The organism is Collinsella sp. LCP21S3_A9 (assembly GCF_052118785.1).
In the GTDB taxonomy this organism is placed as follows: Bacteria; Actinomycetota; Coriobacteriia; order Coriobacteriales; family Coriobacteriaceae; genus Collinsella.
In genome coordinates this window covers 1-24,573 of record NZ_JBQKGN010000017.1, presented here as the reverse complement: position 1 = coordinate 24,573, position 24,573 = coordinate 1, and the positions used below count along the sequence as shown (strand labels likewise).

Genomic DNA, 24,573 nt, shown 5'->3' with positions numbered 1-24,573 from the left:
TGCAAAATCATCAACAAAGGCAGCGAGGGCCGGCTATGGCCTTATGCATCGATCTTTGGCTGCTGAAAACTCCGTTTTTTGCACGTCGCCCCAGGCACCACCCTCACCCAGCGGCCTTCCGCCGAAGCTGGACATCGCAAGGCCCGCCATAAGTTTACTTTTAGGCACACTCCGCAGGACGCAAGAAGCCCTCGCCGCACTCCACGCTATGCGCGAAGCGCGCCATTCTTCTCCTCAGCTTTAATTCCAGAGGACCGAGGACGAAGGGGCCCGACGGGTTTCCCTCTGAATGCATTCCGCAGCACGAAGCCCCCTTATCCGCAGCTCCGAAGGAGCAGGATAAGGGGGCTTCAAGTGCGAGGACGCATTCAGAGGGAAACCCGTCGGGCCCCGGTGAGAGCCACAGGGCTATCGATTACCCCGTGTTTTGCAGACCTGCCGAGACGCCGGTCACAGTCGAAAGAATCAGGCTCATGTACTCGGCCTTCTTCTCCTCGGCCATCTCGTCCTGGTTCATACGCACCTCGCGGAGGGCGCGGACCTGGGCGATGGACAGGGCGTCGACGTAGGGGTTACGCACGCGAACGGCACAGCCGAGCACGCGACGACGCTGCAGCGGCCACTCGTCACCAACGATGGCAAGGACCCACTTGCGGGTGAGCTGCATCTCGGTAAAGACCTTCTTGGACAGATCATCGCGGTCGCCCAGATGCAGATACATCTTGGCAATGCGCTGATCGGTCTTAGCAATCGACATCTCGATGTTATCGATAAAGGTGCGGAAGAATGGCCACTCCTGGTAGGCAGCCTTGAGCTGGTCAAGATCGCCCAGCTGCTCGCAGGCGGTGCCCAGGCCGTACCAAGCGGCCAGGTTAATGCGTGCCTGGCTCCAGCTGAAAATCCACGGAATGGTACGCAGGTCGTCGAGCGACTTGGCACCCAAGCCGCGCTTGGCGGGACGCGAGCCGATCGGCAGCAGACCGACCTCGGTCAGCGGCGTCACAGTCGAGAACCACGGTGCAAAGTCCTCGGTGTTCAGCAGGTCCAGATAGCGCTCGTGGCTTGCGGCGTTGAGTTTCTCGGCCATATCCCAGAACTTCTGCGTGGTCTCGGTGTTGGTCTTCTCGACGCTCGGGGCCGACTGCAAAAGCGTTGCGGCGGCAACGGACTCAACATGGCGCTGAGCCAGCGTGCGGTTGCCGTAACGGGCAAAGATGACCTCACCCTGCTCGGTGAGCTTAAAGAAGCAGTTGACTGAACCCTTGGGCTGCGCCAGTACGGCCTTGTTGGCCGGGCCGCCACCACGGCCCACGGCGCCGCCGCGACCGTGCATGAGCACCAGGTCGATATCGTTCTTCTCGGCCCACTTGGCGATGCGCTCCTGCGCGGAGTGCAGCGCAAGCATGGCCGTGGTAGGACCGGCATCCTTGGAGGAGTCGGAGTAACCCAGCATAACCTCCATGCGGCGGTTGGTCTGGGCAAGACGCTTCTGCACCACGGGCAGCGTAAGCATCTGGTCGAGCACGTCAACACAGCCCTCGAGGTCCTCGAGCTGCTCGAACAGCGGGATCACGTCGAGCTCGGGAACGTCCTCCTCGTGTGCGAAGGACAGGTGGGCCAGCTCAAAGACGTCGGCCACATGCTGGGCACTCTTGGTAAACGAGATGATGTAGCGGTGTGCCATCTTCTTGCCGTAGCGCTTTTGGATGGAGCCGATAGCGCGGAAGGTGTCGATGACCTCGCGCGTCATGGGCTGCAGGTCGCCATGGATACCGTTTTCGTGGATATCCTTAAGGGCGCGGGCATGCACCACGGAGTGCTGACGGAACTCCATCTCGACCATATGGAAGCCGAAGGACTCGACCTGCCAGATGATGGTCTGCACCGGGCCGTAGGCGGCACGGACGGCACCGCAGGCAGCCAGCGAACGCTGGACGACGCGCAGGTCATCTAGGAACTCGTCGGCGCTGTGATACATGGTGTCGGTGATACGGCGTACGGTGGCGTTCAGACGGTCGGCCATGACGAGCATGACGGCGCGATGCGGCTCGTGCTCGGAGATAAGCTCGGCGCGGGCCGTGTAATGCGCACTCATCTCGACCTGATGGTTCCACAGGTTGATGAGCTCGGCAGACGGCTTGCTGTAGGTGGCCTCGAGCGTGAGGTTGCGGCCGATGCGGCGGCACTTGTCCTCGAGCTTGAGCACCATGTGGGTGAAGTACTTGGCGGCGACCTCACGGCTCACCTTGGCGGTGACGTTGGGGTTACCGTCGCGGTCGGAACCGATCCAGCTGCCGGGATGGAAGAACGCCGGGCACAGCGGCGGCACGGTACCGGCCTTGTCACCCAGCACCCAGTCGTCAAAGCGACGATAGATGACGGGGATGACGTCGAACAGCGTGTTATCGAAGATGTCGATGATGGTATCGGCTTCCTCGACCGGCGTGGGCTTCTTGAGCGCGATGGGGCTCGTACGCACCAGGGCGTCGATCTCCTGCAGCATATGGCGCTCGTTCTCCACCAGGTCGGAGCCGCCCAGACGCGGACGCTCCTCCAGCAGGTTAGAGATACGGCGAATCTTGCCCTCGACGGCCTTGCGACGGGCCTCGGTGGGATGCGCGGTAAAGACGGGATGGAACTCAAGCTTGCCGAGCAGCTCGTTGGCGCCCTCGACACCCATCTCATCCACCAGCTGGTGATAGGCGACGGTGAGTTCGTTGGCGGGATCGACCTCGGTATCGGTCGATGCGCCGGCCTCACGCTCGCGCAGCTGCTTCACACGGTAGTTCTCCTCCGACAGGTTTGCCAGATGGAAGAAGCTCGTAAAGGCGCGGACGATAACCTGCTGCTTATCGAGCGGTAGGCTGTCGATCAAATCGACGACCTCGCGAAACGCCACAGCAGTGGGCTCGTCGGCGGTGGGCACGCCCTGCTCGTCGACGGCCTCGTCGGCGGCACGGCTACCGGGGTTGCCGGCATTGGCCACGATCTCGGCCGACAGAATCTTGTCGAACAGGTCCGCGATCTCGGGATCATACTCGCTAAGCACACGGCGCTCCAGGCGCAGGAACAGCGCAAGGTTGTCGCGCAGCTCCTCGGGAATCTCAATCTCGGCGAGACGCTCCCTGGACTCGGCATTCGAGCCGATTCGGTTAACGAGGCGGTTGACCACGGCAGCGACGCGCGCCGCGGCTTCGGGTACAGACTGGTTGCTTAGGTTCTCAGCCACGTTTCCTCCCATTCCTCCTTCTATGCACGTAACATGCGGTATTCATTATAGGCACTTGAGAAATACTTTCGACACTGATTGCGCTTTACCACACAAAAGTATTTTCTGCATTGCAAGGCTTTTTGCCCCAAATGGTCGTATTTCTCGGTGGGCGGCATATGCAAACGGGGACATTCCGCATAAAAGCGAAACACCCCCGTAACAATCGTTCGCCGCGAGCGGGACGCGTTAGCGGACCCGCAGCTCAAAATGATGCGCTACAGGCGCTCTCGAACCGCCTCGACCACGTTGGCCAGATCGACCAGCACCTCGTCATGGCTCTGCATGTCGCGCACCTTGACCTTGCCGGCGGCAAGCTCGTCGCCGCCCAAGACCAAAATGAGCTTGGCGCCCACCTTGTCGGCCTGCTTAAACTGAGCCTTGAGCGAACGACCCTGATAGTCTGCCTCGGTCACGATGCCTGCGGCGCGAAGCTTCTGCGTAATGGCAAAAACGTTCTGACGCAGTTCCTTGCCGGCGTTGGCAACGTAGACACACGGAGCCTCATCGGCACCCAGGTCGCTGCCAAAGGCCTGCAGGGCCAGCAGGGCGCGCTCAAAACCGACGGCGAAGCCGACACCGGCCGTGGGCTTGCCGCCCTCGAGCTCGACCAGGCCGTCGTAGCGGCCGCCGCCACCGATGGAGCCGACGCCGGCGCCGGGGGCCTCGACCTCAAAGACGGTACGGGTGTAGTAGTCCAGGCCGCGCACCAGGGTGGGATCCTCGACATACTCGATGCCGGCGGCATCCAGATAGCGCTTGACCTGCTCGTAGTGCTCGCGGCACTCGTCGCACAGGTTGTCGCCCATCAGCGGGGCCTCGGCCATGATCTCGCGGCAATGGTCGTTCTTGCAGTCGAAGGCGCGCAGCGGGTTGAGCTCGGCGCGCTCGCGGCACTCATCGCACATCTCGTCGGCGTGATCGAGAATGAACTGCTTGACCTGCTCGCGATAGGCCGGACGGCACTGGGCATCACCCATCGAGTTAATGAGCAGACGGAGCTTGGAAAGATCGAAGCCCAGACGCTTGTAGAACTCCATGAGCATAATGATGCACTCGGCGTCCGCAGCCGGATCGGGAGCACCGAGCCACTCGATGCCCACCTGATGGAACTGACGCAGGCGGCCCTTCTGGGGGCGCTCGCCGCGGAACATGGCCTCGGCATAGTAGGCCTTAAACGGCGTGGAGCCCTGGGGCACCAGGTTGTTCTCCACGACGGCGCGCACCACGCCGGCAGTGCCCTCGGGACGAAGCGCCAAGCGCTGTTTGGGCTTGAGCTTGGCATCGGTGCCCTCGGTAAAGACACGCTCCAGGTTGGCGCCGCTAAACACGCGGAACATCTCCTTGCGCACGACATCGGTCGACTGGCCGATGCCGTGGACAAACACGTCCACCTGCTCGATCGCGGGCGTCTCGATGGGCTTAAAGCCAAACGGCTCGAACACGCCGGCAGCGATCCGCTGCATCTTTTGCCAGGCGCGCATCTCGGCGCCGATAAGGTCGCGGGTTCCCTCCGCCTTCTGTGCCTGCATGGGCAAACACCTTTCTTTTAGTATCGCGTCATAGGTAGTGGTCATTATACGGCACAAAAACAAAACGCGGCGACGCGTCTGACCGAACGAGGGTATGGGGGCTCGTTCGGCCAGACGTGCCGCCGCTGCAGCCGATCCGCTTTCCTCCGCCCCCTTCGAATCACACGATCTGTTGGGGACAGAGGAAAACGGATCATTTTGTATACCCGTGGCCGCCTTGGAAACCGAATGATGGTACGAGCATCCATTCGGCTTCCAAGGCGGCCACGGACAGAACACGGGGCGAACAGAAAAGAGCGACGGAGGTCTACTCCCCCGCCACGCTCGCACGCAGCTTAGCGGCGATAGGCTCGGATGCCAGCAGGAATACGAGCATGACCACAGAACACACCAGGCACACGATCCAGGTGCTCGCAAAGGAGCCCGTGGCATCGAACAGCACGCCCGAGACAATGGCACCCACGGTGCCGCCGACCATCTCGAGCGAGGTAATGGTGCCCGTGACCTTGCCCAGATCGGCCATGCCAAACTGCTTGGACGCGGCGATAGTGGGCGTGATGGTGCCCATGCACGTTCCGACACCAAAGCTCACGGCAGCCACAATGGGACCAAGATCGGTCGCGGGGAAGCACAGGGCGACGCAGGCGATAATGCACGCAACGGATCCCAACACGTTGCCAAAACGTAGGCCAAAGCGATCGTAAATGACGCCGAGCGAAATCTTGGCGATAACGACGGTGACCATATAGGCCGAAAGCACAGTGCCCGCCCACACGGGGTCGTGACCGCCCGTGACGATCTTGGCGCCGTTGACGGTAACGCTCGTCATGTTGGTGACCTGGTTGGGCAAGATGGCACCGTTAACGAGGCCCATAAAGAGGAAGGCGACGACAAGCAGCCAAAACGCTGGGCTCTTCTTGATGCGAGACCAACCGACGTTAACCTCGGGAGCCGTGTGCTCGTCCTTGTCGCCAGCTGTCGAGACGGACGGATCGCCCGGGTTCTCGCCGAGCGGCTTAAGGCCTATCTCAGAAGGCTTGGTGCGGAAGGAATAGGCCGTGATGGGCAGCGCCGCCACCATGCAGATGGCCGCGAGCACCAGGAAGGCGGAACGCCAGCCAACGCTCACGATAAGCGAGCTCACGGTGGGAGACAGAATAGCGCCTCCAAAGCCCGAGCCCGAAAGTGCTATGGAGATCGCAAGACCTCGCTTGGCCGTAAACCAGTTGGCGGTCACAAGGCTAATGAGCAGGCGGGTCGAGGCGACGGCAAAGCAGCCCGAGACGGCAAAGAGCACGTAGACCTGCCACAGCTCACCGACAAAGCTCATCCCGGCAAGAACGGCAGAGGTGGCGATAACGGTAAGGGAACCCAAGATGCGACCGCTCACTTTGTCGGCAACATGGCCAATGACAAGCGAGCCGACAACGCTCACCACGGTTGAGATGGCGTTGGAGATGTTGTACTGAGCAAGGAAAATGCCCAAGTCGCTCACGATAAGCGGCTGAAACAGGCTCATGCAGTTAACGAAAATCGTGTAACACGTGGCCATGATGACAAAGCCGGAAGCCACGACAAGCCAACCGGGGAAGAATTTATGCTGCTGGGACATGGATTACTCCTTGTGGTCGGCGATATAGCCCAGGGCGACCGCCGCATAAGCCGCGGCGCCGAGCGGCAACTCGGCATCGCTAAAGCGTGCCTTGGGATGGTGCTGGGCAAAGTGCTCGTCCGTATCGGTCACAGCCGCACCGAACGTAAAGTACGCGCTCGGTATCTCACTCGAGATAAGCGCAAAGTCCTCGCTCGCCATGGCATGGAACAGAGGCAGGAAGGCGGCCTTGGGCAACGTCGCACCCACATAGCCAAGCGAAGCCTGGGTCATATCGTCATCGAGCACGAGCGGGGGAACATCCGAGAGCGTCTCGATAGTCGCCGGCGTACGATAAGTCGTGGCAACGCCTTTGACGACCTCCGCGATGCGGGTCTTGAGGTGCTCCATGAGCTCAACGTCAAAGCCGCGCAATGTTCCCTCGAGCACGCAGGTGTCGGGAATCACATTGGCCGCTTGGCCACCGGCAAACTTACCCACGGTGAGCGCGACCTCCTTGGCCGCCGGCACCTCGCGAGCGATAAGCTCCTGGAGCGCCAGGTGCACATGCACGCCTGCCGTGATGGGGTCGATGCAGATCTCGGGGCTCGAACCGTGGCCGCCCTTGCCCTGCAGCGTAATGCGGAAACCGTACACGCCCGAAAGCGCCGGGCTGCCGTAGAGCACCAGGCCAAGCGGCGACTGGCTGTTGACATGCATGGCAAAAGCCGCCTGAGGACGCGGGTTCTCGAGCAAGCCGTCGGCGATGGCAGCACGTGCCCCCTCAAAGGTCTCCTCGCCCGGCTGGAACAACAGCTTGGCGGTGGCATTGGCGTCGACAAGCGCGGCCTCGCGAGCCTTGAGCAGGCGCGCCGCACCAAGCAGCGCCGTCGCGTGCATATCATGACCGCAAGCATGCATGCAGCCATTGGTAGATGCAAAGGGCTCGCCGGATTCCTCGACAACGGGCAGGGCATCCATGTCGCCGCGCAGCATAACGACCGTACCGGCCTGTTCGTCCGTGCAGACGCCATTGCCCTGGGCCGCGGCGGCACCGGCACCGACAAGGCCCACAACGCAGGAACCATCGACGAGCGTGGAAAATGGGATGTCCATCTCGTTCAGGCGCGCTTGGATATACGCAGAGGTCTGTGGGAGGTCGTTACCGAGTTCGGGCATCCGATGCAGATCGTGACGCCATGCGGCAAGCTCATCGGCAAAAGCCTGAGCCTCTTTGACCAGACCGTCGCCAATGGCGGCTTGCGCCGCCGCTGAGGTCTGAAGCGCTGGTTGTGGTTGGAAATCGGACAGAGCTGGTGCCATAGATGCCCTCCAGTAAGGTTTTAGCAGCAAGCACTTTCATACTCTAAAGTGCAAGGCATAACTTTAAAGGCGACGCATAAAAAACGCCGCCCCAGAAGGACGGCGCAACAGATTGTTTACAAACGCGCTCGCGGCTTTTTACGCAAAAAGTCAAAGTGCGTCTCGCTCAAGATAATCGACAGGAAGATGAGCGCAAAGCCGGCAAGCAAACGCGAGGTGAGCACCTCCCCCATCAGCAGCACCGAGAACAGCACGCCCGATGGCGACTCCATCGAAAGCAGTAGTGAGCCCGTCGAGGCCGGGACATGCGCCAAGCCCACGTTTTGGATGAGCAAACCCACGCATGTGCAGCCTACCGAGAGAAATGCCATCACGCCAATAAAGCTCGGCGTCCACACGGATAAAGGCGCCTGGGTCTCGAACGGCAGCGAAGAGATCAGGCACAGCACACCGTTGCCCGCAAACATCCAAAACGTGATGACGTTGATGTCCATCTTGCGACCGTACTTAGCGGCCACCGCCATCTGGATGGCAAAGAAGACCGCGCCGCCCAGCGTAATAACATCGCCGGCATTGAACTCGACGCTATCAAGCGCCACCAAGCCAATGCCCGCCAGACACAGCAACGCGGCGCCCAAGTTGTAACGGGTAAGTTTTTCGCCGCTTAGGACATAGCTCGCAAACGGAACCAAGATACAGTACGTGCCCGTCAAAAACGCGCTTTTGCCTGCCGTGGTCTGCGCCAGGCCAATCGTCTGCAAACCGTAGGCACCCCACATGAGCACGCCCATGCCAAGTCCAACAATCAGATTTCGAGCGTTGAAATGGGCAACAATGCGCTTGTGGAAGACGGCAAGCATGACCAGCGACGCCGGAAGAAAGCGAATGTAGAGCAGCTCGAACACCGGAATGGTATCGAGCGCGTCCTTCATGGTGGTAAAGGAATAGCCCCAGATGACCGCTATCGAAAGCAGCAAGACCTTCCAGAACAGCGGCGAGCGCGCACCGGCACCGCGAGAGGCACCGCCGGCACCCAGGTCTTCGCGGGCTACAGGGCTATCGGGCATATTTTCGATTTCAATAACGGCATGATGGGCCATAGGGCATCCTCGCGCTCGGTCTGGGCGTGGTGTCCGCACGCGCGCGACCGCATGCCGCCTCATGGTCAAATAAAACGGGACGCGCCGGACCCCCGGCACGCCCCGCAACTGTAGCAACAATCAAGCAGCCCACGCAATTCAGCCCACTAAAGTATCGAACAGAAAAGCCTCGATGCTCCGGCAATGTCAGCGTTCACATTGTTGCGCTAGATTAGTTTTGTACTCTCCAGCTTTTCGATAATCCAGTCGTTGGCTTTGATGACCGGACGACGGAAGACCACACCCAGGGCCAGCGACGGAATCAGATAGCTCGCCAGAATACCCAGCTCAACCCAGTACTCCATATGGTAGGCGCCAGCCATGGCGGCATGCATGGCGTTGATGCCGTGAGTGAACGGCAGGAACGGATAGATCGCCTGGAACACAGGGCCGGTCATCTCGATGGGGAATGTGCCGCCCGAACCGCCGACCTGCATGACCAACAGCACGACAGCAAGCGCCTTGCCGATATCGCCAAACGAAACCGTAAGCGTGTAGACGATATTGGAGAACACGAGACTCGCGACCCAGCCCGCCAACACAAACTGCAGTGGGTTGTCGCACTGAATGCCAAAGAACAGAATGTCGCCCGCGCACACGAGCGTTGCCTGCAGCAGAGCCAAACCGCCAAAGAACAAGTAGCGGCCCAAATAGATCTCGTGCAGGCGTACGGGGATGAGCTCGTTGATGAGCTCATCGTCGACCGACACCTTCATCATGGCCGCCAGTACGATCGAGCCAACCCAGAGCGACAGAATCGTGTAGAACGGTGCCATGGCCGAACCGTAGTTGCGGATCGGATAGACCGGCTTGCGATCGAGCGCAACGGGGCCGGAAAGCGACACGGCCAAACCCTCGGGATCGTTGCCGATCATCGTCTTGATCGTCGCAAGATCATCTGACATAAGGGCACCGTCGAGCTCGTCCTTAAACGCGCTGATCTTGTCCGACGCCTCGCCCAGCTGATCGGAAGCCTTGTTGACCAGCTTTGCAGCCTTGGAGAGGCCCTTTGCCAGCGAACCGGATGCGTCGGTCAGGCCATCTACGGCGCTATCCAGATCGCCCGAGATACCATCGAGCGAGTCTAGAATGCCCGAGACGGTCTTCTTGAGCTCCTTGGCCTTAACCGAGAACGTGGAATCGTAATCGGATTTGGCGCCCGCGATGCCGGCCTTGGCATCGGCGATGGCCTGGTCGACCAAGGCACGCGAGTTGATGACCTCGGCCATGCTGCCGGAGAGAGACTCCTCGGTCGCCGTCAGGTCCTTCGCATTGTTGCGGTACTCATCGGCGATTCCGCCCAGCGACGTCGCGGCGGACTTGAGGCCGTCCTTCAAATTCTCATCGCTCACCTGGTCGGCAAGTCTGCAGAGTTGATCGGCCATCGCATCGATATCCTTGGCGCGCGCATTGAGGGCCTTGGCGGCAGCATCGAGTTGGGACACCGTAAGATTGACATGCTGGTTTGCAGCATCGAATGCATTTTCGAGCTCGGTGGAAACGTTATCGAACGAACCCGCGCTCCCATCAATAGCGGCATCGATCGCATCGCTGGCGGACTTGAGCGCTTGCTCGGAATCGGCAATACCGCTCTCGGCATGCCGCATGAGCTGCTTCACCGACTCCTCGGTCGATCCGGACTGCTTGAGCATACCGCTCGCCGACGTCAGCGAATCGGACGTGGAGCTCAAAATGCCCGCAAGCGACGTTGCGCTGGCCTGAATGTCCTGCAAGCCCTGGACCGAATCGCCCAGCGTCGAGGACAGGTTGGCGATAAAGTTGCTCACCTGGTCGGTGCTCATGTAATCGAGCAGGCTGGACACCGTCTTAAGGCCGATGGTCGTGATGGTCTTGGTAAAGGTCTCATTGACTTGGCTCTGGACGGCGCTCGAGCCCTTCTCGGTCACGATCTGCGCGATGGCGTTGGCCTTCTGGTTCTCGTAGAACTCGATATCGGCATGCTTCACCTCAGTCGAGAAAAGCGTCATCATGTCGGCGCTAAACGTTTTAGGGATAACGACGGCAGCGTAGTACGCGCCCGACTTAACGCCCTCGATCGCCTTATCGCGGTCGTTGAGGACAACCCAGTCGAAGTTCTCGTTGCCGCGCAGGGTGGCGGTTACGTTTTCGCCCACGTTGACCTCGACGGGAATCAGATCGCTCTCGTAGCCCTCATCGGTATTGACCACGGCAATCTTAAGGTTGCCGGTATTGCCGTAGGGATCCCAGCTGCCGGCGATGTTAAACCACGCGTACAGGCACGGCACGATAATGAGGCCCATCACGACGACCATGCCGATCACGGAGCGAGACACGTTTTGGACATCGCGCTTAAACAGGTGCAGGATGTTTTTCATTTATGCCTCACCTCCTTTAGAGTGCTTGCCAAGCGGGGTGGTGTCCCCGTCGTTTCCGTTTACGTTGTCAACGCCGTCGGCATCTTGAGCCTTACGATGCGCACCGATATGCGGCAGACGGCTCGTGGGCTGTTCGCTGTCCTTGGTGCCCCGCTCGCTGGCGTTGAGACCAAACATGCGACGGGCGGCGGGGATGGCAGCCGTGTGCTCGCGCATCTCGCGGCGCAGGTCCTCGTCCGAAAGCGCCGAGATACGCATCTGGGTATTGAGGCTCGCGCGGATGTACTCGATGTTGATGAGCCAGCCACAGATGGCGATAACCGAAATGATCCAGATAACGAGCAGGATGATCTTGCCGTTATTGTCGATATCGAGCACCGTCGACAGGACAAAGAGCAGGACCTGCACGCCTACCACGGCGGCAAAACCGCCCTTGATGTAGTACGGGTAGCGATGCTCAAAGGCGACCGCATGATCGAGCAGTTCGCGACGGTACGAATCGGAATCGAGCATGACACGCATGGCCGTGCGCAGCGAGTAGCGCTGGCGCGGCAGGTCGTTGGACTCGCAAATCATCATACCGGTCGTGGAAAGCTGTTTATCAAAGAGCAGATTGAGGTTGAGCAGCAACGGGCGCAGCTGCAGACCGATAAAGAGCGCCACGATCAAGAACACGCCCAGGATGCACAGGTTAAACAGGTAGTTGAACGAATACATGCCGCCGACGGTCTCGCGCAGCAGGTTGATGCCATAGGTGAAGGGCAGCAGCGGGTGCAGCCACTGGAAGAAGCCGGGCATCATCTCGATGGGATACATGCCCGACGAGCCGGGGATCTGCACAATGACGAGGATGACGCCAATGGCTTTGCCGATATGCTTAAAGGTAGTGGACAGCGCATAGATGATGTTGACGTAGGTGAACGAGATAGCGATGCCGCCCAGCACAAAGAGCAGCGGATTGACGCACTGAACGCCAATGACCAGATCGCCCACCGTAACGATGATGGCCTGGAACGCGCCCAGGATCACCAGGAGCAACCAGCGACCAAAGTAGCCCTGACGCGCGGTAAAGCTGCCGATGCCTTCACGGTCGACCTCGAGCTTGTAGATGGCGATGAGCACATAGCCGCCTACCCACAGCGCCAGATTGGTGTAGAAGGGCGCGATGCCCGAGCCAAAGCTCTTGACCGGATAGATTGACTTGGACGTCAGCTCAACCGGAGATGCCATGAAATCTGCCACGTCATCGACGTCGACGTCCATGAGGTCGGCCAACTCGCCCATAGACTCAGAGGTCTGCAGCGCCGCAATGTCATTGGCGGCGGTCGCGAGCTTGTCCTGAACCTTGGCAAGCGAGGCATCGGTCTGGGACAGTGTGGTCTTGGCCTGTTTGAGCGTCGCATCGAGTTGGGCCAGCGTGCCACGCGCGCTCGCAATCGTGGGCGTAAGACCCGATACGATGCCGGTCAGGTCGCCCGAAACGGCGGCGAAGGAGTCCAGAGCGCTCGAAGCCTTCGGCAGCGCGTTCTGCCCCAGATCCGTCTGAGCCTGATTCATGTTGGTCGTACCGGTTTTGATCGCAATGTCGATAGCATCGCTGGCGCCCGAGACAGCCAAAGCGTCATTCGCAATAGCGTTTGACTGATCGGAGAGATTATTCTTGACGGCCTGAAGGCTCTCAATTTGCCCTCGAAGCATATCAATCGCAGACGCGATCAGCGCATTAACTTCTTCCGAGCCCGTCGGCGCGCTGTCGGCCAGCTTCTGCAGACTCTCGATAAGAGTCTTGTTATGGTCGATCGTCGCCTGAAGCGATTCGCGCGAGTTGTCGATGCGGGTGGTTGTGGACGTCAAAGCACCCGTCATCTTTCCGACCGCGGTGTACGCGGAAGCCGACGTCTTGCTCAACGCGGCGCTGCCCTCCGAGAGCGCCTTGGAAAGCGAGGTGATGGACTTGCCAGCCGTGGTGCGAGCTTCGCCCAGCAGATCATTACCCTGAGCGATTGCCTGCGTTAGCGAAGGCGCCTGTCCCTGCAGGCCCGCCAACGCAGCATCGGCCGAAGCAATCGAGCTGCTTGTCTTATCGATGGCGGCATTCATGTCGCCAATCGAACCACGCACCTCGCCCAAGGTATCGGATGCTTCGGACACCGAACTTGCCAGCGAATCCTGGGTCTGGGTTGCCTTGTCCTTTAAATCGACTCCGGCATCCTTGGCGATACCGGCAACGGTCTCGCCCGCCGTGGAGACAAATTCCGAGTTGATCTGCTCCTCGATGGTGTTGGCACCGGTGTCGGTAACCTTGGGCGCAATAGCGCTCTTCTTCTCATTGACGTAGTACGTAAGCTTGGGCTGATGGTAGTTGCCGTCGAGCATCGAAACCAGGTTATCCGAGAAGTTCTTGGGGATTACGATGGCCGCATAGTACTCACCGCTCTCAACGCCCTCTTTGGCATCGGCCGCCGAATCGACGAAGGTCCAGCCCAGCCGATCGTTCTCCTTGAGCTGATCGACGACCTTATCGCCCGCGTTGAGCTCGCCCACCAAGTCGTTTTGGGTGCCCTGATCGTTGTTGGCGATGGCAATCTTGATACCCTGGGTGTTTCCGTACGGATCCCAGTTGGCAACGATGTTGTACCAGGCATACAGCGAGGGAATAACGCACACGCCGATGGTAACCACCAAGGCGACGGGGTTCACGATCAATCGCTTGATGTCGCGTTTAAAGATTGCAAAGGAAACCTTTGCATCGGATAGTTTGCTGCCGAGACTCACGCTTGGACCATCCATCCTGTCGTTGAATCGAATCGTACTATCGATAACCATTGTACGAAGGCGCTTTAGCGTCTCAGGGCACAATGGTATTGAGTTTTGCGGGTAGCAATATACTACGAAGATGAGTTAACGTACAGTTGTACAGTATCTTAAATTTCAGCAGGTCACAAAACCACAACCCGCACAAATTAGCAACCCAACTAGTCGTTGGGGACGTTCTTTAGTCATTGGGGACGTTCTTAAACGACCAGTCAAACAGGAACGTCCCCAATGACTAGTTTGGACCACGGTAACGTCGATGTTTTGGCAATGCCAGCGAGCGGGCACCAGAGCGAACAAATTGGCATGAAAAGAGGACGGCATAGACCTTCTGGTCATGCCGTCCTCTTTGAATGACAAGTTGTCGCTCTGGTGCCCGCGCAGCGTCGAGCCGTTACGCGGTTCGTAGAACCGCGTAACTTAAGTTACATAAGCTCGCAGACAGCCGCCGCGAAGGCAACGGGGTCCTCGGGCAAAATACCCTCGACGAGCAGGGCCTGGTCATAGAGCAGACCGGAGTACTGCTTGATCTTGTCGGCGTCGCCCGCCTTCTGAGCAGCGACGAGCTTGGCAAAGACCGGGTGCTTGGCGTTGAGCTCGAGCACACGCTGGCTCTTGGGCATACCGTCGGGCGCACCCTCGGGACCCTTCTGAAGCACCTTCTCCATCTCGAGCGAAAGCGGACCCTCGGTGGTGATGCACGCGGGAGCATCGGTCAGGCGCGCAGAGACGGCGACCTTCTCGACCTTGTCACCGAGTGCCTCCTTCATGGCGCTAAAGAGGTCCTCGTTCTCCTTAGTGGCGTCCTCGGCCTCCTTCTTCTCGTCCTCGGTCGCCAGGTCAAGATCGCCGGTAGCGACATTCTTGAGCTCCAGGTGACGATCTTCGACCTCGGGCTCGGCACCGTCGGCAACAGCCTTCTCAGCAGCCTCGCGGGCAGCATCGTCCTCGTAGATCTTGGGCATATCGACGGCAACGTACTCACGCATAGCCTGGAACGTGAACTCATCCACATCCTGCGTCAGCAGCAGCACGTCATAGCCGCGGTCGAGTACGCCCTTTACCACGGGCATCTTGGTCAAGCGCTCACGCGAGTCGCCGGCGGCGTAGTAGATGGCCTTCTGATCTTCGGGCATGCCCTTGGCATACTCGGCCAGGGTAATCATCTTCTGCTCCTTGGCAGACCAGAACAGCAGCAGGTCGGCGAGCTCATCGGCCTTCATGCCATAGCTCGAATAGATACCGTACTTAAGGCCACGGCCAAAGTTCTCAAAGAACTTCTCGTAGGCCTCGCGGTCGTTGTCACGCATATCCTCAAGGTCGGCGGTAATCTTCTTTTCCACACGCTTGGCGATAGCCTTGAGCTGACGGTTCTGCTGCAGCGTCTCGCGCGAGATGTTGAGCGACACGTCGGCGGAATCCACGACGCCGCGGACAAAGTTATAGTAGTCGGGAAGCAGGTCGTCGCACTTCTCCATGATCAGGACGTTGGAGCTGTAGAGCGCCAGCCCCTTCTCGTAGTCCTTGCTGTACAAATCGAACGGCGCGCGGCCCGGCACAAACAGCAGGGCGTCGTACTCGAGCGTACCCTCGGCGTGGAAGCTGATGGTGCGCGCAGGATCGTCAAAGTCGTGGAACGTAGACTTGTAGAACTCGTCATAGTCCTTCTGCTCAACATCGGAGCTGCGCTTCTTCCAGATCGGCGTCATGGAGTTAACGGTCTCGAGCTCCTGGTAGTCCTCGTACTCGGGCTTGTAATCCTCCGGCGCGTCCTCGGGCTTGGGCTTCTGGCGGCTCTTGGAGACCATCATTTGGATCGGGTAGCGCACATAGTTGCTGTACTGCTGAATCAGGCTCTTGAGGCCCCACTCGGTCAGGAAGCGATCGTAGGTCTCGGCCTCGCCATCGGCGTCGAGCTTCTCGTTCTCGCGCAGCGTCAGGATGACATCGGTGCCGTGCTCGGCGCGCTCGCCGTCCTCGATGGTATAGCCCTCAAGACCGTCGGATTCCCACACATGGGCGACATCCTCGCCATAAGCGCGGCTGACCACCTTCACGTGGCTGGCGACCATAAAGGCCGAGTAGAAGCCCACGCCAAACTGACCGATGATGTCGACATCCGAGCCCTGCTGCTCGGCGTTCTCGGTCTTAAACTCCTCGGAGCCGGAATGGGCAATGGTGCCCAGGTTGCGCTCGAGCTCCTCGGCGGTCATGCCAATGCCGTTATCCGAGATGGTAATGGTGCGGGCGTCTTTATCAAAGGAGACGCGAATAGCCAGGTCGCCCTGGTCGAGCTTGACGCTCGGATCCTGCAGACTCTTAAAGTTGAGCTTGTCGACGGCGTCGCTCGCGTTAGAGATAAGCTCGCGCAGGAAGATTTCCTTGTTGGTGTAGATGGAGTTGATCATGAGGTCGAGCAACTTTTTGCTCTCGGTCTTAAATTGACGCATGTGCAGTCCTTTCGCGCTACCCCCGTCCGCAAAAACAGCCCGGTTACCCGAGCCGTATCGCAGACCTGCTATGTTCAGACTTAGATTTTATAACCCATTAGCGCGCATATATACATGCGGAATCGAAAAACTGTATGTCCGAGCACTCCGATGCGCCAATTGCCAAGGAGTGTCCCCAACTGCCGACAGGAAAGAAACGTCCCTATCTGCCATCTACGCGCTTGGCCATCCAGGCATGGGGCTGGCCCTCGTCTTCGTAGTCAACCGGGGCAATTTGTGTGTAGCCAGCCTTTTCATAGAGCGGCAACACGTATTCCTGCGCGTGCAGCTTAATAAGTTTAGCGCCGGCATCGCGTGCGCATGTATCGCTGGCCTCGACGATCGCGCTTGCCAACCCGCGACGACGCATAGCCGGCAGCACGGCGACGCGCCCCATAATGTAGGTCTCCCCTGCGGCGACGCCTTCGTCCAAGTCGCACGCCGGTGGCACCGGAGCCTCCGCATCTGCCGCGCGCTCCAGCTCCTCGGGAAACACGCGCGAGCAGCCGGTGAGTTGGCCATCCACATACAGCGTCACATGGATGCAGCCCGGGTCCTCGTCAATCTGGTCAAACTCGTTTTCATAGCCTTGTTCGTCCATAAAAACGGCGCGGCGCACCAGCGCCGCGTCCTCAAAGCAACCTGTCTTAAGTTGGATATCCAAGGCGGCCCCTTCATTCAGTAAGAACGTTAGGGACAGATTTTAGCGAAAATGAGCCCCGCGCACACTAAACTTCGCACGCGCTTTTGCCAGGCAATCGTAGTGGCCCACGTTATGGGCGTCACTCGCGATAAAGCTGTACAGATTTTGCTCGAACAGGCGCTGCGCCGGCTTTTTCTCGCGACCAAAGCGGCCGCCGGCGATAAAGTCTGCCGAAGCTTGCAGCTTGCAGCCCATATCGACCAGACGCTCGGCCACACTCACATCCTTTTGAACAGCGCGATATCGCTCGGGATGAGCGATGATCACCTGGTAGCCGCGGCATTGCAAATCGTAAATCGTACTCTCGTACTCTCTAAACGCATAGGAATCAGCATGCGTCGAAAGCTCGAGCAGGAACTCGTTGGTTCCATCGAAATGCAGGTACTCCGCAGCGTCGATGCCCAGCTCGACGAGCTTTCGGTGATTGACCTCAAAGCCCATCTGAAGCGGAAAACCATCTGCGTTATCCCGCAATAGCTCAAAGGCATCCCACATCTTGTCGTAGTCAAAATAGGGATCTCGACAATGCGGGGTGCAGACAATTCTGGTTACGCCAGCCTGCTTGGCAGCTGCAAGCATCGCCAAGCTCTCATCAAGATCGGCAGCGCCGTCGTCTACACCCGGCAAGATATGACAATGAATGTCGCGCATAGGTCGGCCTTAATCAACTAAACGTTTGCCCGGTTGGTAAAGATGCCCATTTTAGAAGCACCCTGAGCAGCGGAACCGTTCTTTACCTTCTTACCTTCCTTGGTGTAGTAAGAATAGTAATACTCGCTGGTCTCGGTCTCGCAGTAATTCATAACGGTACCGATGAGCTTGACCTTCTCGGACTTCTTAAGCTGAGCGATGGCGTTGAGCGCCTCCTCGCGCTTGGTGAAGTCTTCGCGCACCACAAACAGCGTGCCGTCAGTCAGGCTGGCGATCTCGGCAGCATCGATGAAGGTGCCGACCGGGGGAGCATCAAAGATGACGTACTGGAACTTGGCGGACAGTGCCTTTACCAGCTTGGCAAAGCGGTGAGAGACGATGATGTCGGCAGGATTGGGAATATGCGGCTCGGCATCGAGGAAGTAGAAGTTCTTCTGACCCGTCTCGACAATCGCCTGGTCAATAGAAACCTGCTCGGAAAGGACTGCGTAGAGTCCGCCGCGGGAGCGGACGCCGAGCATATCGGCAAGGGACCTGCGACGCATATCAGCCTCGACCAGCAGGACGCTCTTGCCGCTGGTGGCGATAGCCTGGGCAAGGTTGATGGAAACCGTAGACTTACCCTCGTTGGGAATCGAGGACGTGACGGTAATGGTGCGAATGGGATCATCCACGCTCGCAAAGCGGATGTTGGCCAGAAGGGTCTTGGCGGCATTCTGTACAACGAGCTTATCGGTGTTCTTTGCCTTAGCCATGCCTATTTACCACCTTTCATAGCCGGAATTCGGCCAACAACGGGAATGCCCAGGAGCTCTTCTGCCTCTTCTGCACCGCGGATGCGGGTATTGAGCATGTCTGCCAAAACGACATAGGCAACTGCGATAAAGATGCCCGCGAGGAACGCGACAGCAACGTACAGCATACGCTTGGGACCGCTGGGGGCTTCGGGGGTCTTAGCCTCGTCGATAACGTTGATGCTCTGGGCAGCGCCGACGTTCTGAGCGACCGTACTCACCGAGCTAGCTATGGCCTTTGCGACCTCAGCCGTCTCCTTGGCATCGGTGCCGGTAACCGAAAGCGTAATGACACGCGTGGTGGTCTCGGAGGAAACAGACACCTTGTAGTCATCCAGATCGGTGAGGCCCAGTTCCTTGGCGGCGCCGCTCTTAACGCTATCGCTATCCAGCAGCGTGGCGATATCGTTGGAAAGCATCTGGCTCGCCGAGAGATCGTTGTAGCTCATCTGACCGCTATCGTCGGTCTTGGCGAGAATGTACATGCTCGTCGTCGCGGTATAGGTGTTGTCCATCGCAACGAAGGACACGATGCCCATGGCGATCGCGCAGACCACCGGAAGGGTGATGACCAGCTTGAGGTGCTTTTTGAGCAGCTGGAACAATTCGAGAAGGGTCATGCAGCTTGCCTTTCAGTTCCCGAGTTCGTATTGACAAAACTGCTCGTATAATATCGCATATTTCTACCATGCCCAAGCTCTATACATAAGATACAGCGTCCGCGTGTAAGTTGCGCAACAATTCACGCGGTAGCGGAGGCGCGGGCGTACCGTCTAATCCTCGGTTTTTGCTATGCCGCTACGCGAACGGTCCCTCTTGTTGCACGGGAAACGTTACCGTAATGGTGGTTCCCACGCCCGGCTCACTCGACAGGTCAATCGCGGCGTGATGGTACAGAGCGGCGTGTTTGACGATCGCCAAACCCAGGCCGGTTCCGCCACGCGCCTTAGAACGACTCTTGTCCACGCGATAAAAACGCTCGAACACTTTACCCTGCTCCTCGGGCGCAATACCGATACCCGTATCGGCAACAGACAGGTACGGATGACCCTCGTCATTGGTCCCGCAGCGCAGCGTGACCGTACCGCCAGGTCGGTTGTAGCGAATGGCGTTGCTTGCAAGGTTGTAGATCAGCTCGTCAATCAGGCGCGGCACGCCTTCGATCACCATGGGCTTCGTCTCGTGCCCAATGGTCACATTCGACTGCCGGGCAACTTGCTCAAGACGCTGTTCCACCGTCAAAATGGCGCGAGAGAGCTCGATGGGTTCTGTGGACCCAATGGGCACCGCCTCGCCCTCGGATGCTCGCTCCGCCTCGTCCAAGTTGGAAAGCGTAAGAATGTCGTTGACGAGCGCTGCCAGGCGGCCCGCCTCGCGATAGATGCGGCCACCAAAGTTGCGCAAGTCGTCCTCGCCCTCAACCATGCCGTTTGCAATAAGCTCGGCATAGCCCGAAATCGCGGTAAGCGGGGTCTTGAGCTCATGGGTGATATTGGCCGTGAACTCGCGGCGCATTCGGTCGTTGTCCGCTAGCACCGCCATTTGGCGCTTGAGTTCCTGGCGCTGCGACTCGATACGCTCAAGCATGGGGACCATCTCGGCATAGGCGTGCTCATAGCTACGGCGTGGGTGGTCCAAATCCACCTCTTGCAACGGCGCGATGATTGCACGGGACTCGCGGCGCGCCATAAAAAACGAGAGTATTGCACCCGCTGCTGCGATAAGCAGCATCGGCGCCACCATCGACAGCAAAATCGCCGCAACGCCAGGCTGGGCTTGCGCCAAGCGGACAACCTGGCCGTTATCAAGGGCGACGGCGCGATACAGCATAATCTCGTCGAGCGTAGAGCTTGCGCGCTCCGCGGAACCCAAACCACTCTCAAAGGCCTCGATGACCTCGGGGCGATCGCCATGGTTGGGCAGTGAGGAAGGCGACGCCTCGTTGTCGTAGGCAACCGATCCATCCTTGTTAATCAGCGTAATGCGCAAGTCCTCGCGATCGAGGCTACGCAAGAACGGGATGGGCTCCTGCTGTTCGTCGAGGGCGGCAGCAATGAGCTCGGTTTCCTGCGCCAGATTGGCACTCGTGGCATCCGCCAAGGTGTTTTGCACAAAGAACGCACCCAGCACCGTAAACGCCACGATAACCGCCATGGCGCAAACAAAGATCGTCACAAAAACGCGGTGCGACAGCGTATGTTTTCCCTGGGGGGCGAAGACCACGGGCTACTCCTCCGATGCGGTGGCCGCGGTGTCGTCACCTTCGGCACCGTCACCGGCAGAAGGCTCGGCCAAGCGGTAGCCCACGCCGCGCACGGTCTCGATGGCGCTGGCATGCTCGCCCAGTTTTTGGCGAAGCGTCTGAACGTGCACGTCAACGGTGCGCGAACCGCCGTCGAAGTCCCAGCCCCACACGCTCTGCAGCAACGACTCGCGGGTAAAGACCACGCCGGGCTTGCGCATGAGGTACTCGAGCAGGTCGAACTCGCGCAGGGTGAGCTTAAGCGGCTCGCCGGCAACGGTCACCTCGCGATGGCTGGGCGAAAGCACGATATCGCCCACGCTGAGCACATCGCTCGCCTGCTTGACCATGCCGCCGCGACGCAGCAGTGCGCGGCAGCGGCTCGCAAGCTCCATGAGCGAAAACGGCTTAGTCAGATAATCGTCGGCACCGCCATCGAGCGCCATCACCTTGTCGAGCTCGGTATCCTTGGCGGTAAGCATCATGATGGGCACCGTCTCCGTCAGGCGATCGGCACGCAGGCGACGCATAATCGCCAAGCCATCGGTATCGGGCAGCATGATATCGAGCAGCACAGCATCGGGCACCCGTCGCGCCACGGCAGCCTTAAACTCACCGTCGCACGAAAAGCCTTCGGCCTCGATCCCCTGCTTGCGCAGCGCATAGACCGTCAAATCCCTGATGTTGTCATCGTCCTCGACGTAATAGATCATGTTGAACCCCTTTGCGGCCGGCATGACCGCATCTTAATCCTAAAGGTACCTTTACTAGATGGTATCAGCCAAAACGGCCCGTCAAATAATCCGCCGTACGCGGGTCGGTAGGATTTTTGAAAAGCTGAGCGGTGGGCGCGTGCTCCACCAACTCACCTAGCAAGAAAAACGCGACGGAATCGGATATGCGCGCCGCCTGCTGCATATTGTGTGTAACGACCACGAGCGTGCAGGTCTCTTTGAGCTCGCAGGCCAGCTGCTCCACCACGAGCGTCGACACGGGATCGAGCGCCGAGGTCGGCTCGTCCATCAGCAGAATATCGGGCTGCACGGCAAGCGCACGGGCGATGCACAAACGTTGCTGCTGTCCGCCCGAAAGCCTCAGACCAGACTCCTTGAGTTTGTCCTTGACTTCGTCCCACAGGGCAGCGCGGCGCAGGGAATCCTCGACCAGCTCATCCAGCACAGCGCGATCGCGCACACCCATACCGCGGGGGCCATAGGCGACGTTGTCGTAGATGCTCATGGGAAACGGGTTGGGGCGCTGGAACACCATGCCCACGCGCTGACGAAGGCGGCAGATGTCGTAATCGCCCAGGATATCTTGACCATCGAGCGCAATCTTGCCCTCGATGCGGCAGTCCTTGATGCCGTCGTTCATGCGGTTAAAGCAACGCAGCAACGTCGACTTGCCGCAGCCCGAAGGACCGATAAACGAGGTAATCTGCTTGTCGCGGATCTTGATGGACACATCCTTAAGCGCGTGGTGATCTCCATAGAACAGGTCGAGGCCCTCGACATCGATGCGCGTCGGCGAGGCGGCAAGGTCCTCTGCCGTGGGGCGAGTCGCATCCCCAACTTCGCGCTCATGCGCGGCCTCGGCCTGCGCTTCCATTAGCTCCTCGAGCTCCGTGGGCCCCACAGCCGCAGCAGCCGTCATACCGCATACCTCCACATCGATATCAAATCAGCAGTATCGATAGTAAAAATCGCAGCTCATATATGCGTGAGGGTATTGTCAAGTATTTGTAAGGACCTCCTCGATACGCGACGGGCAATCATATCGACCGTGCACACCCAAGCGTCCGCTCAGACACGAAGATAAACCGCACGCGCCAAACCCCAAGCGGCACAGCCGGTAAACGATATACTCTAGAGCCAAAGGAGACCATCCCGTCGAAAGCGAAATCAGTGAAGCATCTTACCCCTCTTGTAAAGCGTTCCGCGCAGCTGACCGTTGGCCTTGCCTGCGCCGTCGCCCTTGTCGCCGGTATTCCGTCCGTCGCCGGCGCCCAAGTGCTCACGACCGATAACATCTGCGGCAAAGCCGCCGATGCACGCGGCATTGCAGCCGAAGACCTGCCCGATATCGATGCCTCCAATGCGTTTGTCATGGGTAAAAACGGCTCCGTCTACTATGCCCGTAGCGCCGACGAGCAAGTCAAAATCGCCTCGATCACCAAGGTCATGACTGCAATCCTCGCGGTCGAGAACTGCAAAATGGACGAGAAAATCACCGTGAGCAACGCGGCGGCAACCGTAGGCAACTCGACCGCGGGACTCCTCGAAGGCGACGAGCTCACCGTCGAGCAAGCGCTGCGCGGCCTGATGATCCCCTCGGGCAACGACGCCGCCATCGCGCTTGCCGAACACGTGGGCAAAAAACTTGACCCCAAGACCAAAGATGCCGTCGCTACGTTTGTAAAAGCCATGAACGAGCAGGCCAAGAAGCTCGGCTGCACGGGAACGCTCTTCGAGAACCCGCACGGGCTGGATTTTGACGAATGGGCCGGCGATATGCATTCAACCGCACACGATGTGGCATTGATGATGCAAGAGGCCATGAAGGACGACACGATTCGCGAAGTCATGGCGAGCAAAGATCCCTGGATCGAAGTGACGGGCGCCGACGGCTCCGATCATTCGCATTCCATGGAAACGCACAATGTTTTATTGGACCAAGACGGCAATATCGGCGGTAAGACCGGCACCACCGACGATGCCGGATACTGCTTTGCAAGCGCCTACAATCGCGATGGCGACGAGATCTATACCGTTGTCTTGAACTCCAGCACCACCGACCAGCGTTTTGCCGATACGGCCACACTTGCTAGTTGGTATTACGACCACAAGGTAACGGTCGAAATCGCCAATACGCAAAAGAAGACCGCCAACGGAAATCCGCTGATGGCACGTGTCAGTCAAACCGACTGGACAGACAAAACGATCGACGCCACGCTTGCCGACCCCACCGCGCAGGCAACGGTGTTCTCACTCGCCGGCGAAGTGACCGAAAAGGTTAGCTACGATGACCTTTCGGGCACGGTGCATGTTGGCGATAAGGTGGGCAGCGTTACGCTTAAGCAGGACGGCACCAAGATTGCCGTCATGGACCTGGTTGCCGACGAGGAAGGAACGGGGCCCAATCCCATCGAGTGGCTGCTCGTGAAGCTCGACCGCCTGGGCCGCCGCATCGACAACCGCCCGCTCACAGCCGAGAGCGAGACCGTAGCCAAGGCTCCTGAGGTGTAGGGCCAAAGCGATATCACATCGAACCAAATGAGGCGTCCAACGGGGCGCCTCATTTTTTGAGGGTTCGAATCCCCAGTTAACATTCTTCTAATCAAAAAAGGGCCCCAAATGGGACCCTTCTTTCAAGTCATACTGGCGGAGAGCTGGGGATTCGAACCCCAGATGCCCTTTTGGGGCATACTCGCTTAGCAGGCGAGCACCTTCGGCCTCTCGGTCAGCTCTCCGTAACAGCCGTTCCATAGTAACCAAACACTCGAATCCGGGCAAGGGGAAATTTTGATAATTGGCCGGCAGGCTTTCCTCCCCCATAAATCAAGGCTCTGTTAGACCAGGATTGACATACATGTGTCCCCACGGTGCCATATCGTTGACCCCGTAGACCGCGATGATGGGGGCAGCATGAACGCCGAAGACCTGGTCCTCAA

At 59.0% G+C, this 24,573-nt stretch carries 16 protein-coding genes and 1 tRNA gene; 1 reads left to right on the top strand and 16 read right to left on the bottom strand.

What is annotated here, in order from left to right; genetic code table 11:
- Positions 1-415: 415 nt before the first annotated feature.
- The 15 genes from ACTQ05_RS07380 to pstB form a co-directional block, all read right to left on the bottom strand.
- Positions 416-3,229: a phosphoenolpyruvate carboxylase gene (locus tag ACTQ05_RS07380; RefSeq protein WP_370450652.1), complete on the bottom strand. Its 2,814-nt coding sequence runs from the start codon at positions 3,227-3,229 to the stop codon at positions 416-418.
- Between the two features lie 257 nt (positions 3,230-3,486).
- On the bottom strand, positions 3,487-4,800 hold the full coding sequence (gene hisS / locus ACTQ05_RS07375) for a histidine--tRNA ligase (protein ID WP_427729192.1): 1,314 nt from the start codon (positions 4,798-4,800) through the stop codon (positions 3,487-3,489).
- Positions 4,801-5,107: 307 nt separating this feature from the next.
- Positions 5,108-6,412, bottom strand: a complete 1,305-nt coding sequence (locus ACTQ05_RS07370) for an MFS transporter (RefSeq protein WP_441538618.1) — start codon at positions 6,410-6,412, stop codon at positions 5,108-5,110.
- Between the two features lie 3 nt (positions 6,413-6,415).
- Positions 6,416-7,714, bottom strand: a complete 1,299-nt coding sequence (locus ACTQ05_RS07365) for a M20 family metallopeptidase (RefSeq protein WP_441538616.1) — start codon at positions 7,712-7,714, stop codon at positions 6,416-6,418.
- 116 nt (positions 7,715-7,830) lie between these two features.
- The gene (locus ACTQ05_RS07360; protein ID WP_427729186.1) at positions 7,831-8,814 is read right to left on the bottom strand and encodes a DMT family transporter; all 984 of its coding nucleotides are present in this window, start codon (positions 8,812-8,814) and stop codon (positions 7,831-7,833) included.
- A 206-nt stretch (positions 8,815-9,020) separates the two neighbouring features.
- Positions 9,021-11,210, bottom strand: a complete 2,190-nt coding sequence (locus tag ACTQ05_RS07355) for a YhgE/Pip family protein (RefSeq protein ID WP_441538614.1) — start codon at positions 11,208-11,210, stop codon at positions 9,021-9,023.
- Positions 11,211-13,985 (bottom strand): YhgE/Pip family protein, encoded by a 2,775-nt coding sequence (locus tag ACTQ05_RS07350; protein ID WP_441538612.1) that lies wholly within the window; start codon positions 13,983-13,985, stop codon positions 11,211-11,213.
- Positions 13,986-14,449: 464 nt separating this feature from the next.
- Positions 14,450-16,474, bottom strand: a complete 2,025-nt coding sequence (gene htpG, locus ACTQ05_RS07345) for a molecular chaperone HtpG (protein ID WP_427719038.1) — start codon at positions 16,472-16,474, stop codon at positions 14,450-14,452.
- Positions 16,475-16,676: 202 nt separating this feature from the next.
- A complete protein-coding gene (locus ACTQ05_RS07340) occupies positions 16,677-17,177 on the bottom strand; it encodes a GNAT family N-acetyltransferase (protein WP_427795298.1) in 501 nt (166 codons plus the stop codon).
- Between the two features lie 39 nt (positions 17,178-17,216).
- Complete coding sequence (locus ACTQ05_RS07335; protein ID WP_441057096.1) at positions 17,217-17,867, bottom strand: tyrosine-protein phosphatase; 651 nt, start codon at positions 17,865-17,867, stop codon at positions 17,217-17,219.
- Positions 17,868-17,884: 17 nt separating this feature from the next.
- A complete protein-coding gene (locus ACTQ05_RS07330; RefSeq protein WP_441057094.1) occupies positions 17,885-18,622 on the bottom strand; it encodes a CpsD/CapB family tyrosine-protein kinase in 738 nt (245 codons plus the stop codon).
- Positions 18,623-18,624: 2 nt separating this feature from the next.
- Positions 18,625-19,281: a YveK family protein gene (locus tag ACTQ05_RS07325; RefSeq protein ID WP_349074521.1), complete on the bottom strand. Its 657-nt coding sequence runs from the start codon at positions 19,279-19,281 to the stop codon at positions 18,625-18,627.
- A gap of 178 nt (positions 19,282-19,459) precedes the next feature.
- Positions 19,460-20,884, bottom strand: coding sequence for a sensor histidine kinase (locus ACTQ05_RS07320; RefSeq protein ID WP_441064068.1), 1,425 nt, complete (start codon positions 20,882-20,884; stop codon positions 19,460-19,462).
- A gap of 3 nt (positions 20,885-20,887) precedes the next feature.
- The gene (locus tag ACTQ05_RS07315) at positions 20,888-21,616 is read right to left on the bottom strand and encodes a response regulator transcription factor (protein ID WP_154517679.1); all 729 of its coding nucleotides are present in this window, start codon (positions 21,614-21,616) and stop codon (positions 20,888-20,890) included.
- Between the two features lie 64 nt (positions 21,617-21,680).
- Positions 21,681-22,556, bottom strand: a complete 876-nt coding sequence (pstB, locus tag ACTQ05_RS07310; RefSeq protein WP_441064069.1) for a phosphate ABC transporter ATP-binding protein PstB — start codon at positions 22,554-22,556, stop codon at positions 21,681-21,683.
- A gap of 251 nt (positions 22,557-22,807) precedes the next feature.
- On the opposite strand from pstB, the gene ACTQ05_RS07305 reads away from it, so the two are divergent.
- The gene (locus ACTQ05_RS07305; protein ID WP_441064070.1) at positions 22,808-24,148 is read left to right on the top strand and encodes a D-alanyl-D-alanine carboxypeptidase family protein; all 1,341 of its coding nucleotides are present in this window, start codon (positions 22,808-22,810) and stop codon (positions 24,146-24,148) included.
- 133 nt (positions 24,149-24,281) lie between these two features.
- Here ACTQ05_RS07305 and ACTQ05_RS07300 read toward each other — a convergent pair.
- Positions 24,282-24,372: transfer RNA gene (locus ACTQ05_RS07300), tRNA-Ser, on the bottom strand.
- Positions 24,373-24,573: the final 201 nt, after the last annotated feature.

What these genes read in the sequence shown, in the direction of transcription:
- ACTQ05_RS07360 (WP_427729186.1), bottom strand. Translation starts at nt 8,814, where the DNA reads ATGGCCCATCATGCCGTTATTGAAATCGAAAATATGCCCGATAGCCCT.
- htpG (WP_427719038.1), bottom strand. Translation starts at nt 16,474, where the DNA reads ATGCGTCAATTTAAGACCGAGAGCAAAAAGTTGCTCGACCTCATGATC.
- ACTQ05_RS07365 (WP_441538616.1), bottom strand. Translation starts at nt 7,714, where the DNA reads ATGGCACCAGCTCTGTCCGATTTCCAACCACAACCAGCGCTTCAGACC.
- ACTQ05_RS07315 (WP_154517679.1), bottom strand. Translation starts at nt 21,616, where the DNA reads ATGATCTATTACGTCGAGGACGATGACAACATCAGGGATTTGACGGTC.
- ACTQ05_RS07330 (WP_441057094.1), bottom strand. Translation starts at nt 18,622, where the DNA reads ATGGCTAAGGCAAAGAACACCGATAAGCTCGTTGTACAGAATGCCGCC.
- ACTQ05_RS07325 (WP_349074521.1), bottom strand. Translation starts at nt 19,281, where the DNA reads ATGACCCTTCTCGAATTGTTCCAGCTGCTCAAAAAGCACCTCAAGCTG.
- ACTQ05_RS07335 (WP_441057096.1), bottom strand. Translation starts at nt 17,867, where the DNA reads ATGCGCGACATTCATTGTCATATCTTGCCGGGTGTAGACGACGGCGCT.
- ACTQ05_RS07355 (WP_441538614.1), bottom strand. Translation starts at nt 11,210, where the DNA reads ATGAAAAACATCCTGCACCTGTTTAAGCGCGATGTCCAAAACGTGTCT.
- ACTQ05_RS07370 (WP_441538618.1), bottom strand. Translation starts at nt 6,412, where the DNA reads ATGTCCCAGCAGCATAAATTCTTCCCCGGTTGGCTTGTCGTGGCTTCC.
- hisS (WP_427729192.1), bottom strand. Translation starts at nt 4,800, where the DNA reads ATGCAGGCACAGAAGGCGGAGGGAACCCGCGACCTTATCGGCGCCGAG.
- pstB (WP_441064069.1), bottom strand. Translation starts at nt 22,556, where the DNA reads ATGACGGCTGCTGCGGCTGTGGGGCCCACGGAGCTCGAGGAGCTAATG.